Source organism: Buttiauxella sp. S19-1, from assembly GCF_022134725.1.
Lineage (GTDB): Bacteria > Pseudomonadota > Gammaproteobacteria > Enterobacterales > Enterobacteriaceae > Buttiauxella > Buttiauxella ferragutiae.
On sequence record NZ_JAHWLU010000129.1, the window covers coordinates 1 to 13,098 of the forward strand.

The window sequence follows — 13,098 nt, forward strand, 5'->3', positions numbered from 1 at the left end:
ATTCATTACCACTTCTACGCCCTGCAAGGTTTTCTGGCTTTTGAAAAACTGGCTATAGGCACCCAGTGGAGTTTGCTGGATGAACCTTACTATAAAAAAATGCTTAGTTTCCCGCTGACTCTGTTAATGCCAGACGGCACTTTTCCGCGTATCAACGATTGTATCTATGGCCAGGAAAAACTCGACCACGGTCATCTTTATCACTTTGCCTGGCATTACTATCGCGATGAGCAGTATGCCGCCGCGCTTAAGGCTATCAATGCGCAACATCCGCGTCCTGGTCTTGATGCCCTGCTTTACACCACACCACTGCCAGAAAAGATACCGGACCTGATTCCTGCGGGTCATACTCATGCCCCGCATAGCGGTCTGACCGTGTGGCGTAACACAGAAAAGAAACGTGCATTACTGGTTAAACATACGCCCTATGGCGGCGAGCATGACCACTATGACCGCCTGAACATTCTGCTGTTTAATGGTGCAAAAGAGATCCTGCCTGATCTTGGTACGACCGGTTATGGCGCGCCAATGCACTATGCGTATTACAAAAATAGCGCCACGCATAACACCATTACAGTCAACCAAACCAACCAACCCCCTGCCGTTCCTGTGGTCCTCCAGTATCATGAAAGCCAGGCTTTCTGCTGGCTGGATACAGAGGTTGACTGGCGACAAACGCCGCCTGAACTCGACAGCCATACCCGCGTACAATGGGACAGTGAAGCCTGGCGTGACGTGCGTTTTCGCCGCCGTCTGTTATGGCTGGATAACGCCTTAATTGACATTAGCAGCGTGCATAATCCGCATTGCCAGCAAATCGACTGGACGCTACATCTGCATGGGAAAGCACTGGATGTTGAAGGTGAACAGGCGCAGTTTAGTGCTCACGGCCCGTTGTCTATCATGAATGATGCGCATTGCGTATCGTTAACCAATTGCCAGCCGCGCCACTTTGCCACAGCCCACCACGGGCAAGCACTATGGCTGTATGGACATGCCGAGTTGTGGCAAGGACGCGCGCCCGATAATCCAGCCGTTGGTGAGTTGAGTTATCTGGTGTTACGGAGCCATGAAACGCATCCCGTGTTTGTAAGCGTTTGGGATTTCGACCACCAGCGACCTATCACCGATATGCAGATTACCCAGGATAACAATGGCATGCGTATTTTGCTTAAACATGGCGAAGACGTTGTAGTCGTCGACGTAGCAAACGACAGCGCTATCCTTCCACGCCTTCAGTATTCCCATCTCCCGTTATGATTATTCACTCCGCCTGTCTCGGGCGGAGTGTTAATTTATTGTTACTAACAATCTGTTTTAATTGAAGTTTAATAAACAAGATCTGTGTCCCAGCGGTAATCCTTACATTCTGTAATGCTAATTACATATACAACGTTAAGGGTCTACCATGATAACCATTGAATTTATTGTCATTATTTTATGCCTGTTAGTGGGCACACGTTTTGGTGGGATGGGGCTTGGCCTAATCAGCGGCATTGGGCTGTTTATTCTCACCTTCATCTTTGGGCTTGAGCCAGGTAAACCCCCCGTTGATGTGATGCTGACCATTCTTGCTGTGATTGGTTGTGCCGCCACATTGCAAACTGCGGGTGGCCTGAATGTGATGATGCAGTTTGCAGAGCGTCTGCTGCGCAAACATCCCCAGCACATCACCCTGCTCGCACCGTTCACCACCTGGATGCTGACTTTCCTGTGCGGCACCGGTCATGTGGTGTACACCATGTTCCCGATTATCGCCGATATCGCACTGAAGAAAGGCATTCGTCCGGAACGCCCAATGGCGGTGGCATCAATTGCTTCGCAAATGGCGATTACCGCGTCTCCGGTTTCTGTGGCGGTGGTTTCGCTGATTTCGATTCTGGCGGCTAACCATGGTATTGGTCAGGCGTGGGGCATCCTCGATATCCTCTGCGTTTCCGTTCCTGCTTCATTGTTTGGCGTGCTGATTGCAGCACTGTGGAGCTTACGTCGCGGCAAAGATTTGCAGGACGACGAAGAGTTCCAGGAAAAACTCAAAGACCCGAAACAGCGTGAATTTATCTACGGCAGCAGCGAAACGCTGATGAACCAGGTGTTCCCAAAACAAGCCTACTGGTCAACGTGGATCTTCTTTGCCGGGATTCTGGTGGTGGTGTTATTAGGGGCCATTCCGGCGCTGCGCCCGGCCTTCGAGGTAAAAGGCTCATTCAAGCCGCTATCGATGAATCTGGTTATCCAGATGATGATGTTGATTGCCGGTGCCGTAATGCTGATCGCCTGCAAAGTGAATGCCTCGGCTGTCTCTAACGGCGCGGTATTCAAAGCCGGTATGGTGGCTATTTTCTCGGTATTTGGTGTGGCGTGGATGAGTGATACCTTTTTCCAGGCACATCTTGAAGAACTAAAAATGGCGCTGGAAGGCGTCGTGCAAAGCCACCCGTGGACTTATGCCATCGTGCTGTTTTTGGTTTCTAAACTGGTGAACAGCCAGGCTGCCGCGTTAACTGCCGTGGCACCGATGGGGTTGATGCTGGGTGTTGAACCGAAAATGCTGATTGCCTTCTTCCCGGCGTCTTACGGCTACTTTGTGTTGCCGACTTACCCAAGCGACCTGGCGTGCATCGGCTTTGACCGTTCTGGCACCACAAAAATTGGTAAATTCATCATTAACCACAGTTTCATTTTGCCCGGCTTAATCGGCGTGAGCTGTGCTTGTGCAGCGAGTTACTTATTAGTGATGACGTTCTTCTGATGACAAATCGCCCTTGAATAAGGGCGATTATAATTCGGAATTAATGCGCTTCGTTTTGCGGGGTGAATTTCAGTTCAATCAAAGAAATGGCTTTTTGAATCGCGCGGCGGGTCACCGGATCCGCCGCTGCCGGATGAGTGGCGAAATCAATGGTCTTTAATTGGTTCGCCATTTTTTCACGGACTTCTACCGGCGCAATCACATCAATGACATCCAGAATTTGTTTAATCACTAACTGGCACGCCACCACGTCAGAAACCAGTTCCTGGTCGGCAGATAATTGTTCGGACATTCTTTCTCTCCTGTTTCGCAATGGGCGTCATAGTACTCGCGCCTCTATCCCTGAGGCAATAATCCATTCTGGAATGCATCCCGAAGAACGTACTAAAACTTTGTGAATTCAGTTAACCACCCGAGTTTTGCATGCTATCTAAGTACGCCATTGACTTATGTGCACTTCCTGTTAACCTAATCCTGGCTATACGCCAATGGCGGATATTATGCTTTTTATCGAAACGCCCATTTTTACAGAGGATGTCAACGCACTACTCACGGATGAAGAATACCGATTGTTTCAGGTATTCCTGACGTTTTCCCCGGAAAGCGGCGATGTGATTCCCCATACTGGTGGCCTGCGTAAAGTGCGGTGGCCTGCAAAAAACAAGGGAAAACGCAGTGGCGTTAGAGTCATCTATTTCCATAAAAACGTCGATAGCATCATCAGACTATTGCTGATTAACCCGAAAGGGGTCAAAGACGATCTGGATGAAGCGGAAAAACGTTTTTTGCGGCAAATGAACGAGAGGTGGTAAATGGATAAACAACTGTTCGCGCGTCTGTCTGAAAGCATGACGCAAATGAATGAGATTGTAGAAGGTAAACGCGAGCCATCTCGCGCAACGGAAGTCACCGCGACTCAGGTCAAAACCATTCGTCAGGCGACGGGGTTATCGCAGGCCGGTTTTGCCCGGCTGATCTCCGTGAGCGTCGATACGCTGAAAAACTGGGAGCAAGGCCGCCGTGAACCGACAGGCCCAGCAAAAGCATTACTACGTGCGATCGAGAATGACCCTGAACATGTCATTCTCGCTCTGGCACCACGCTAAATACGCTTACTTTTCTTCAAACAGCCAACATGCCACCCGGTGACCAGGAGAAATCTCCTGCATTACTGGGCTGTGGCTCTGGCATTTATCCATCGCTCGCGGGCAGCGATTGGCGAATTTACAACCCGGCCAGTCGCTTATCGCCCCCGGTAACTCCCCGCTAATACCGCCCCTTTCCAGCATTTGTACATGCGGATCGGCGACCGGAATCGATGCCAATAGCGCCCGTGTGTATGGATGCGCCGGTTCGGTATAGAGCATTTCCGCCGGGGCTTCTTCTACCAGCGAGCCCAGATACATCACGCCAATACGGTCAGAAATATGGCGTACCATCGATAAATCGTGCGCGATAAACAGGTACGTCAGCCCCAATGCCTGCTGCAAATCCTGCAAAATATTCACTACCTGCGCCTGCACCGAAACATCCAGCGCCGAGAGCGGTTCATCGCATAACACAAATTCAGGGTTAACCGACAAAGCGCGAGCAATGCTGATGCGCTGGCGCTGACCGCCGCTGAATTCATGCGGGAAGCGGTTTAAATGCTCCGCCTTCAGGCCAACCTGTTCCAGCAATTCAATAGTGCGTGCTTCGCGTTGAGCTTTGCCATAGCCGTGGATTTTCATCGGCTCGGCAATCAGTTGCGCGACCGTCATGCCTGGGTTGAGTGACGAATACGGGTCCTGGAAAATTGCCTGCATGCGGCGGCGCAACGGTTTGAGTTGCTTGTCGCTCATGTTGGCAATGTTCTGGCCGGCAAACTCAATCTCGCCTTCAGTAATATCAAACAGACGCAGCACGCTGCGCCCTAATGTCGATTTACCGCAGCCTGACTCGCCCACCAGCCCGTAAGTTTCTCCGGGATAGATGTCGAAACTCACACCATCCACCGCTTTCACCGGGGGCGTTTTGTTAAACCAACCCTGCTGGCTGTGGAAATATTTGCGTAGCCCGCTGACCCGAACCAATGGCTTAACGTCCTGCATTGTTCACCTCCGAATCCCATAACCAGCACATTGCCTGATGCCCTTCACCTGTCTGATACATCGGCGGCAGGCTGGCGCAACGTGCCATACGCTGCGGACAACGTTCGGCAAACGGGCAACCTGGTGGCGGGTTGAGTAAGCCCGGCGGCGAACCGTCAATCGGCGATAAACGCGCGCCGGTTTCACCCTGTCGCGGCAGTGAAGCCAGCAAGCCGCGAGTGTACGGGTGCGCCGGACGGTAGAAAATATCTTCCACACTGCCCTGCTCCATCACCAGGCCGCCGTACATCACCACCACACGCGAACACACTTGCGCCACCACGCCGAGATCATGGGTGATCAGCATAATGGCGGTATCGGTTTGCTGTTGCAGCTGTTTTAACAGACGCAGAATTTGCGCCTGAATAGTGACATCCAGCGCGGTGGTTGGCTCATCGGCAATCAGCAATGCTGGATGGCAAGACAGCGCAATGGCAATCATTACACGCTGGCGCATCCCGCCGCTGAATTCATGGGGATACTGGTTATAACGCTGCTCAGCATTCCCAATCCCCACCTGTTGCAGCATGGCGATAGATTTTTCTTTGGCTGCTTTTTTGCTTAGATTTTGATTCCGAATCAGGATCTCACTCATCTGTTTGCCGATGGTTAGCACCGGATTGAGCGCGGTCATCGGGTCCTGGAAAATCATCGCAATGTCATTGCCACGAAGTTGGCGCATCTGTTCCGGCGTTTTGCGGGCTAAATCTTCGCCTTTGAAATGGACATGCCCGCCAACAACTTTGCCATTGTTGCCCAGCAGTTTAAGCACCGATTTACAGGTGACACTTTTGCCGCAGCCTGATTCGCCAACAATCCCCACCACTTCACCACGCTGCACCGCAAAGCTTACGCCACGCACCGCTTTCACTTCCCCTTCGCGGGTGAAGAAAGAGGTTTGCAGGTTGTCGAGTTCCAGTAAGTTATTCATCGCGGTTCGCTCCTGGCTCAAAGGCGGTACGCAAAACATCACCCAGCACGTTAAAACTCAGCACCGTCAGCAAAATCAAGACCCCAGGGAACATCGCAAGCCAGGTGGCTTCGCCAATGAAAGATTGTGCGTTATTTAGCATGCTGCCCCACGAGGCATTCGGCTGTTGGACACCCAGCCCAAGGAAGCTTAACGTCGACTCCATCAGGATCGCCGAGGCAATGTTGAGCGTCGCCGCGACCATAATGGTTGGCAAAATGTTCGGGATAATATGGCGGGCAATGATAATCAGCGAGTGTTCGCCACAGGCGCGCGCATACACCACATATTCACGCTCTTTGACCGACAAAGTTTCCGCCCGCACCAGGCGCGACATGTTCATCCACGTCAGCGCACTGATAATTAAAATGATGTTGGCGATGCCTGGCTTCAGGTAAGCGTTTAACACCAGCAGTAAGAAGAACGCCGGAATCGACAGCAAAATATCGACCACACGCATCATCAGGTTGTCGATACGCCCGCCGAAGTAGCCGCTAATCGTCCCCACCAGCGTACCAATCAAGGTTGAAAAGAGCATCGACAGGAAACCGACCATCAGGGAAATTTGGCCGCCGTATAAGGCTCGAGTGAAATAGTCGCGCCCGTAGTCATCGGTACCGAACCAGTGCGCGGCATCTGGCGGCAGCAACCTTGCGGTCAGCGACATCTGGTTAGGGTCCCACGGGCTGATAGCCGCCAGTAATGCGGCAATGCTGAAAATCACCAGAACCAGTAACGAGAATTGAGCTGGACGATTACGTTTCAGGCCATGTTTAACTTGTTGCCAACGTCTACTCATCGTCTTACCTCAATGCCTTAATACGCGGGTCGGCCACGCGATATAACAAGTCTGCCAATAAGTTACCGATAATCAGCATGGTCGATGAAAGCATGATCATCGCCATGATCAACGGGTAATCCAGCGAGGTTATCGACTGGATCCCTAACAGGCCCATGCCCGGCCAGGAAAAGACGCTTTCGGTGACATACGCCCCGACCACCAGTTCGCCAAACGAGAGGCCAAACAAAGTAATCACCGGCAGCAGCACGTTTTTGAGTACATGACGGAATAAGATTGTGCGACGAGTGGCACCGTAGGCCAGCTGGGTTTGCACGTAATCTGCCGACAGTTGCGTGATGGTGTTGGAGCGGATGTAACGCACATAGTTCGAGAGGTTATAAAAGCTCAGTGCGATACACGGCAAAATGCCGTGGCGAATCACATCCAGCCAGGAATCTTCAACGCCGATGGTGCGCATCCCCATGCTCGGCAGCCAGTTCAGTTGCACCGAGAACACCGTGATAAGCAGAATACCGAACCAGAAAATCGGCACTGAAATACCGATATAAGCGAACATATTCAGGAAGTGATCGAGCCAGCGATGCTTATAAGCACCAGCCAATAATCCGAGTGGAATAGCCACGACCATCGCCAGAACCAGTGATGCGCCCATCAAACCGAGAGTGGCCGGAATACGCTCAGCAATCATGGTTAATACCGGGCGATGGTAAATCAGTGAATAACCCAAATCCCCTTGCAGCACGTTTTTTAGCCACAACAGGTATTGCATAAACATCGGTTTATCCAGCCCAAGACTATGACGGATACGTTCAATATCCTCAGGGCTCATACGTGGCGTAATGTAAGCCTGCACCGGATCGCCAGGTGCCAGTTTGACCAGCAAAAACGACACCAGCGAAATGAAGAACAGCATCGGCACAAGTTGCGCCAGGCGTCGTACTAACACATTGTTCATACTGCTTTCCAGGTTTTACCCAAAAGAAAACCCCCGGCACGGGGTAAACCGTAATCCGAGGGCAAGTGCTTATTATTGTTGATAGATTTTTGACAGGTCCTGGAACATATAAACCGGCTTAGGTTCAGCCTCTTTGGTCCCGGCAAAACGTTTGTCTACCGCGACAACCGCATTGGTATAAGCAATCGGATACCATGCCATATCATTTGCGACGGTTTGCTGAACTTGCTTATAAATTTCAGCACGTTTGGTTTTGTCTGTTTCAGTCGCGCCCTGGTTCCATAACGCATCGAACGCCGGGTTCTTGTAATGCGCGTAGTTATAAGCTTCATTGCTCATATACAAAGACTTGTAGCCATCAGGCTCCATACCCATGATGTAACCGCCGAGGCTCAGCTCATACGTGGTGTTCTTCATATCCAGGCTGCGCTGCGACATAGCGTTAGCGTCCATTGGCATCAGTTCTACCGCGACACCAATGTTCTTCAGCTGCTGCTGAATATACAGCCCCATGCTTTCCTGGGTTTTGTTGGTGTTGATATACGCAAGACGCAGTTTCAGATTAGCCGGAGCGCCTGATTCTTTGAGCAGCGCTTGCGCTTTTTCAACGTCGTATTTATAGGTTTCGACATCGTTGGTTTGATACAGCGTGTCTGGCGTCAAAATAGACGCGGCAGGTTGCGCGTAATCCAACGATGAGAATGCCGCCTGCACCAGTTCATCTTTATTGATGGCATAAGCGATAGCCTGACGCAGCGCTTTATTCTTCATGCTGTCGATGTTTTGGTTGAACGTCATATAGGCCAGACGCCCTTCAGGATAGATAACGAAGTCGAATTTACCGCTCGATTTCAGACGGGTGACGTCTTGCGGATCAACCATCTTCATGTTGATTTCGCCATTTTGCAGCGCAAGGTTGGCAGAGTTGCTGTCTTTAGCAAAACGGTAAGTCACGGCATCCAGCTTCGGTTTACCGTTCCAGTAGTCATCAAAACGGGTCAGTGCGTAATACTGCCCGGCACGATACTCTTTAAATTTGAACGGGCCAGAACCGACTGGCGCATCGTTTTTGGTGCTCTTTTCCATATCGCCCTTTTCGTCAGCAAAAACATGCTGCGGAATAGGGTAAATCTGAACCAGAGTCCCAACAAATGCCGCACTCACCTGCGGCAACGTGAATTTCACCGTTTGGTCATCAATTTTGCTGACTTGAATGGGTTTATCGCCATAAACGAACATGCTGCGAAAGAAGCTATGTTGTTTTTCATCGAGCAATTTGTTGAACGTAAACACCACGTCATCGGCAGTAATCGCTTTGCCATCCTGCCATTTCAGATTGGGTTTAAGTTTTAAAAGGTATGAGAGGTTGTCTTCGGATGGCGTCAGGCTTTCTGCCAGCCCCCATTCAATCTTGTCGCCATTGAAGCTATACAGTGGGGCGTACAGCGCCTGCATAATCGTCAGCGTGGTGCGGTCGCTGGCATACAGTGGGTTCACCGCTAATGGATCACCGGTAGTAATACCGACAATTAAATTGCCGCCATCCTGGGAAGCTTGTTTTGCTGGAGCAGACGCGGCTGCAGTTTCGGTTTTCGCATCATCACAGCCAGAAAGTGCCAGGGCCAAAGAGGCAAACAGCGCAGATAACAACAGGGGTTTACGCATTTATTCACAGACTCCATCTCAAATAGAGTCCGCATAGTGCACCAGCCATACCCACAATGTAAATAAGTGTAAAATGCATAACGTTATGCGAAAAAGTGCTAAAGCAAAAATTGTCGATATAAAGTGGAATATGCAGCGTTAAAAGCCAAATTTCAGGCATAAAAAAACCTGCCGCGGCAGGTTTTTTTATTCAGGCTGACAGATCAAAACATGCCAGCTGGCGGTACATCTTTGAAGGTTTTGCAGTACTGCTCGAACATACTTTTCAGGATTTTGCGCATTTTCATTGTGTGCTCCAGTTTTTAGTTTTGCAGGTGTTGCTCGTTATGGGACCTATAATATGACATCCGTCACACAAATCAATAGTTTTGTGATGCTCATCACACATTTTCATTGTGAATTTTACAAGCCATTCACATCAAATGGCTTGCAAATCCAACACTTAACTGGTTAATTGGCTCAATTATTTTTTAAAACATTATTTTAATTTTGAGTTTCATGCATGGAAAACTCCCCTTCTCAGTCTCCAAAACGCGGCATCTCTGGTATGGCGCTACTGGTTGCTGGCGCATTTTTTATGGAATTTCTCGACGGAACCGTGATTGCCACAGCACTCCCGGAAATGGCAAAAACATTTGGCGTTGATGCTGTTGATCTGAATATCGGTATGAGCGCTTATTTGCTGACTCTGGCGGTGTTAATTCCGGCCAGTGGCTGGATTGCCGATCGTTTTGGTGCCCGCAAAGTTTTTACCCTCGCACTGGGGATTTTCACCTTTGCATCCGTGCTATGTGGGATTGCCAATACGCTGGAACAGTTTGTCGCCATGCGCATCTTACAAGGGGTTGGCGGTGCGTTGATGGTACCGGTCGGGCGGCTTGCGGTGTTACGCACCACGCCCAAGCATTTACTGATAACCGCTATCGCCACACTCACCTGGCCGGCTTTGGTTGCGCCAATTATTGGCCCGCCATTGGGGGGATTCATCACCAGTTACGCCTCGTGGCGCTGGATTTTTTATATCAACCTACCGCTTGGGTTGATAGCAATGGCGCTGGCGTGGCGGCTGATTCCTGATATTCATGATGACGATCGCCGCCCGTTTGATGGCATCGGTTTTACCAGTACCGCAGTGGCGATGATTAGCCTGGTCTATGGGCTGGAAATGCTCGGGCAATCGCAGGTGAATGTGTTGCCAACCGTCAGCCTGCTGCTATTGGGAGCCGCCTCGTTATGGTTTTCACTGCGGCATTTTAAACATGCCAAACACCCGATGATTCGTCTTGATGCTTTAAGGGTGCAAACTTTTGGCGTGACAATGTACGGCGGTTCGCTATTCCGCACCTCCATCAGTGCGGTACCGTTTTTATTGCCGCTGCTGTTTCAGGTCGGTTTCGGTATGGACGCGTTTCATTCGGGCTTACTGGTGTTAGCCGTATTTGCCGGGAACCTCGCCATGAAACCCGCCACCACGCCGTTGATTCGTGTGTTAGGCTTCAAAAAACTGCTGATTATTAACGGTCTGCTGAACGTCGCTTCTTTATTGGCGTGTGCATTTCTCACGCCGCACACCGCGGCATGGTTGACGATAGCCATCCTGTTCTTTGGTGGCATGTTCCGCTCAATGCAATTTACCGGCATCAGCACGCTGGCCTTTTCCGATGTGCCACCTGCGCAAATGAGCTACGCCAATACGCTTTTCAGCACCGCGACGCAGTTGTCGGTAGGCCTGGGGATCTCGCTTGGCGCAATTGGTATTCGCCTTGGCGAGAAAATCAGCCAATGGTTTGATGTCACATCAATTCCCGGCATGCCGATTAAAATTTCATTTGTGATGATTACGCTGATTTGCTTGCTTGGGCTGGTCGACTTGTTGCGGCTACCGCAAAATGCCGGGAGCAGCGTTTCCAAAAAGCAATAATGCAGTAAGTCTGCATAGTGTTTCGGGCCACAATTATACTTAACGCTATAGATTGAGTGCCGTTGAGGCCGTTATGAAACACATAACATTAAGGTTAATACTGTTTTTATCGCTGGTCAGTTTTCAGGTCACTGCCGCCGACCCCAGCGCCGATTCACCCTCATTAAGCTTCCCTGCGTTACATAAACCGAGTCTGCATAACGGTGTGCAACAGCGCTGGCCCGAAGAGCCGCAAGCTGATATCAACCTTCAACACTGGGATGCAGAACACCTTGAAGCCGCGCGTCAGACGCAACAACACGCTGATATGCAGTCGCATCAGTTCGATAGCAGGAAGTAATGATAGGAATTGAGAAAGATAGCGCGTAAAGCGCCGGAAATTAGGCGGTATTGAAGCAAAAAAATACGGCCAGCAAAAACTGGCCGTATTTCATATTAATCATTATCAGGCAAGGATTTCGCGAACGAACGCTTCAATCTCTTTGTCCTGGCAATTTTCGAAGAAGCACTTCTGGAAACGCTCGCCGGTTACCGCGGTTTTCACCAGCTCAGGGTCGATAGAACGTAAGGTGTCCAGATAGTTTTCTTTTACTACAGCCGCTTTAACCTGGTTGAGGATGCCCGCGTTACGAACCTGTGGCTCTTTACGCTCGATTGGGTAGCCTTCGCCTTTACGGCCAGTGAATGCTTTCTCGAACATGTAACGGACGTTCAGCTCTGCACCCCAACCGAAACCTTTAGCGAATGCCAGTGACAGCGCGTTACCGTTGTTGATTTGAGCGAACAGGAAAGCATCGGCTGGATCCAGGCAGTATCCGCAAACCACACCTGGATGGATGTTCAGAGACATCATTGCGCCCTGACCTGTACCGCAGCCGGTCACAACAAAATCAACGGCTTTCGAGTTCAACAGAATGCTGGCCATAATACCGAGGTGGATGTAGGTCAGGTGGTGATCCTGCTCATCGCTCATACCGACGTTGTAAACCGGGTACTCTTTCTCAGCAGCAACCGCTTGCAACTCATTAAGAATGATTGCATTTTTGCCAGCCTGACTGTTTTCCATCATCAGTGCTATTTTCATTTCCGTCTCCTGATTGGGTCACGGGATTTCCCGCGGTGAATAGCTTGGGTATACCTTAACGATACTATCTGGCAAACATACTTTCAAATTTAATGAAATTTTGTTTTAAAAAATTAAGAGGTGCTCACACTTCTGAGTTTTGCCCGGTTACGCACTTCGCTTACCACCAGCGCTAAACCTCTCTCCAGCACACCCATGCTTGCTGCCATAAATCTTCTGAAAACCGTTGGTGAATACCACAGTAATTACCCTTTGATAAACGCCCGCAATTTAGGTTAAGAGATGCGTTATTACTGACCTTAAATGCAATTACACAGCTTTATACTGTTGGTAATATTCTGTTTGGCTGCATGCTAAAATAAGAAGAAATATCTTTTGAGACTCAGCGTGATGAAAACAATATATTTAGTTTTAGTGGCTGCGTTATTAAGCGGTTGCACCATGAATAAAACGCCACAACCCATCAAAGGGAGCGAAGTGGCAGGTGTTGTTCGTCTCGGGTTTGATATTGCGCCATTACAAAGAGCGAAAGTCGACACCTACGTTGCTCAGTCGGCTGCCAGCCACCAGTGTCAACAATGGGGGTATAGTGCGGCATTCCCTTATGGCGATCCGATCAAAACCTGCAGCCTGACCAGTGGCGCATTGTGCCTGAACCAAACCGTCACACTGGAGTACCAATGCAGGGGGAACGGAATGGAGAAATACCTGAGAGATGAAATAGCCGTACAATAATTGAGCTTAACGCCTATATGGGTTGGGCAATAAGTGTTGTTCAATCCTATTAATTAAATAACAATCATTCTTATTAGTATTAAGC

15 protein-coding genes are annotated in these 13,098 nt (G+C 49.9%); 7 read left to right on the top strand and 8 right to left on the bottom strand.

Going from position 1 to position 13,098, the window contains the following annotated elements; all coding sequences use genetic code 11:
- Together MES37_RS20790 and MES37_RS20795 are read left to right on the top strand one after the other, a co-directional pair.
- The coding region (locus MES37_RS20790) for a heparinase II/III domain-containing protein (RefSeq protein ID WP_237932566.1) at window positions 1-1,260 on the top strand (1,260 nt) is incomplete at its 5' end.
- Window positions 1,261-1,408: 148 nt separating this feature from the next.
- Complete coding sequence (locus tag MES37_RS20795) at window positions 1,409-2,752, top strand: anaerobic C4-dicarboxylate transporter (protein ID WP_064545758.1); 1,344 nt, start codon at window positions 1,409-1,411, stop codon at window positions 2,750-2,752.
- 40 nt (window positions 2,753-2,792) lie between these two features.
- On the opposite strand, the gene MES37_RS20800 is transcribed toward MES37_RS20795, so the two are convergent.
- Window positions 2,793-3,044, bottom strand: coding sequence for a DUF2766 family protein (locus tag MES37_RS20800; protein WP_034496127.1), 252 nt, complete (start codon window positions 3,042-3,044; stop codon window positions 2,793-2,795).
- A 208-nt stretch (window positions 3,045-3,252) separates the two neighbouring features.
- On the opposite strand from MES37_RS20800, the gene MES37_RS20805 reads away from it, so the two are divergent.
- Both MES37_RS20805 and nadS read left to right on the top strand, forming a co-directional pair.
- Window positions 3,253-3,564 (top strand): type II toxin-antitoxin system RelE/ParE family toxin, encoded by a 312-nt coding sequence (locus tag MES37_RS20805; protein ID WP_237932567.1) that lies wholly within the window; start codon window positions 3,253-3,255, stop codon window positions 3,562-3,564.
- A complete protein-coding gene (gene nadS / locus MES37_RS20810; RefSeq protein ID WP_064545757.1) occupies window positions 3,565-3,858 on the top strand; it encodes a NadS family protein in 294 nt (97 codons plus the stop codon). It begins immediately after the preceding gene.
- Window positions 3,859-3,864: 6 nt separating this feature from the next.
- Here the strand turns inward: nadS and MES37_RS20815 are convergent, their stop codons facing one another.
- The 6 genes from MES37_RS20815 to azuC all read right to left on the bottom strand — a co-directional run bounded on the left by MES37_RS20815 (window position 3,865) and on the right by azuC (window position 9,560).
- Entirely contained in the window at window positions 3,865-4,842 is a 978-nt protein-coding gene (locus MES37_RS20815; protein WP_237932568.1) for an ABC transporter ATP-binding protein, read from the bottom strand.
- Window positions 4,829-5,812 (bottom strand): ABC transporter ATP-binding protein, encoded by a 984-nt coding sequence (locus MES37_RS20820; protein WP_064545755.1) that lies wholly within the window; start codon window positions 5,810-5,812, stop codon window positions 4,829-4,831. Before MES37_RS20820 ends, MES37_RS20815 begins: the two co-directional genes overlap by 14 nt.
- The gene (locus tag MES37_RS20825; RefSeq protein ID WP_064545754.1) at window positions 5,805-6,650 is read right to left on the bottom strand and encodes an ABC transporter permease; all 846 of its coding nucleotides are present in this window, start codon (window positions 6,648-6,650) and stop codon (window positions 5,805-5,807) included. The genes MES37_RS20820 and MES37_RS20825 overlap by 8 nt, the downstream gene beginning before the upstream one ends.
- A gap of 4 nt (window positions 6,651-6,654) precedes the next feature.
- A complete protein-coding gene (locus MES37_RS20830) occupies window positions 6,655-7,608 on the bottom strand; it encodes an ABC transporter permease (protein WP_064545752.1) in 954 nt (317 codons plus the stop codon).
- Between the two features lie 72 nt (window positions 7,609-7,680).
- Window positions 7,681-9,273, bottom strand: a complete 1,593-nt coding sequence (locus tag MES37_RS20835; protein WP_064545750.1) for an ABC transporter substrate-binding protein — start codon at window positions 9,271-9,273, stop codon at window positions 7,681-7,683.
- A 203-nt stretch (window positions 9,274-9,476) separates the two neighbouring features.
- Window positions 9,477-9,560, bottom strand: a complete 84-nt coding sequence (gene azuC, locus MES37_RS20840) for a stress response protein AzuC (protein WP_115628089.1) — start codon at window positions 9,558-9,560, stop codon at window positions 9,477-9,479.
- A gap of 215 nt (window positions 9,561-9,775) precedes the next feature.
- Between azuC and MES37_RS20845 the strand changes: the two genes are divergently transcribed.
- The gene (locus MES37_RS20845) at window positions 9,776-11,194 is read left to right on the top strand and encodes an MFS transporter (RefSeq protein ID WP_237932569.1); all 1,419 of its coding nucleotides are present in this window, start codon (window positions 9,776-9,778) and stop codon (window positions 11,192-11,194) included.
- Between the two features lie 73 nt (window positions 11,195-11,267).
- Window positions 11,268-11,534 (top strand): hypothetical protein, encoded by a 267-nt coding sequence (locus MES37_RS20850; protein ID WP_237932570.1) that lies wholly within the window; start codon window positions 11,268-11,270, stop codon window positions 11,532-11,534.
- A 105-nt stretch (window positions 11,535-11,639) separates the two neighbouring features.
- On the opposite strand, the gene MES37_RS20855 is transcribed toward MES37_RS20850, so the two are convergent.
- Window positions 11,640-12,278 (bottom strand): RpiB/LacA/LacB family sugar-phosphate isomerase, encoded by a 639-nt coding sequence (locus MES37_RS20855; RefSeq protein WP_064545746.1) that lies wholly within the window; start codon window positions 12,276-12,278, stop codon window positions 11,640-11,642.
- A gap of 390 nt (window positions 12,279-12,668) precedes the next feature.
- On the opposite strand from MES37_RS20855, the gene yecR reads away from it, so the two are divergent.
- Window positions 12,669-13,013, top strand: a complete 345-nt coding sequence (gene yecR / locus MES37_RS20860) for a YecR family lipoprotein (RefSeq protein ID WP_064545744.1) — start codon at window positions 12,669-12,671, stop codon at window positions 13,011-13,013.
- Window positions 13,014-13,098 lie beyond the last annotated feature (85 nt).

Bases quoted from the DNA above. Each gene is read 5' to 3' on its own strand.
- MES37_RS20795 (WP_064545758.1), top strand. From the start codon at position 1,409: ATGATAACCATTGAATTTATTGTCATTATTTTATGCCTGTTAGTGGGC.
- MES37_RS20800 (WP_034496127.1), bottom strand. From the start codon at position 3,044: ATGTCCGAACAATTATCTGCCGACCAGGAACTGGTTTCTGACGTGGTG.
- MES37_RS20805 (WP_237932567.1), top strand. From the start codon at position 3,253: ATGCTTTTTATCGAAACGCCCATTTTTACAGAGGATGTCAACGCACTA.
- nadS (WP_064545757.1), top strand. From the start codon at position 3,565: ATGGATAAACAACTGTTCGCGCGTCTGTCTGAAAGCATGACGCAAATG.
- MES37_RS20815 (WP_237932568.1), bottom strand. From the start codon at position 4,842: ATGCAGGACGTTAAGCCATTGGTTCGGGTCAGCGGGCTACGCAAATAT.
- MES37_RS20820 (WP_064545755.1), bottom strand. From the start codon at position 5,812: ATGAATAACTTACTGGAACTCGACAACCTGCAAACCTCTTTCTTCACC.
- MES37_RS20825 (WP_064545754.1), bottom strand. From the start codon at position 6,650: ATGAGTAGACGTTGGCAACAAGTTAAACATGGCCTGAAACGTAATCGT.
- MES37_RS20830 (WP_064545752.1), bottom strand. From the start codon at position 7,608: ATGAACAATGTGTTAGTACGACGCCTGGCGCAACTTGTGCCGATGCTG.
- MES37_RS20835 (WP_064545750.1), bottom strand. From the start codon at position 9,273: ATGCGTAAACCCCTGTTGTTATCTGCGCTGTTTGCCTCTTTGGCCCTG.
- azuC (WP_115628089.1), bottom strand. From the start codon at position 9,560: ATGAAAATGCGCAAAATCCTGAAAAGTATGTTCGAGCAGTACTGCAAA.
- MES37_RS20845 (WP_237932569.1), top strand. From the start codon at position 9,776: ATGGAAAACTCCCCTTCTCAGTCTCCAAAACGCGGCATCTCTGGTATG.
- MES37_RS20850 (WP_237932570.1), top strand. From the start codon at position 11,268: ATGAAACACATAACATTAAGGTTAATACTGTTTTTATCGCTGGTCAGT.
- MES37_RS20855 (WP_064545746.1), bottom strand. From the start codon at position 12,278: ATGAAAATAGCACTGATGATGGAAAACAGTCAGGCTGGCAAAAATGCA.
- yecR (WP_064545744.1), top strand. From the start codon at position 12,669: ATGAAAACAATATATTTAGTTTTAGTGGCTGCGTTATTAAGCGGTTGC.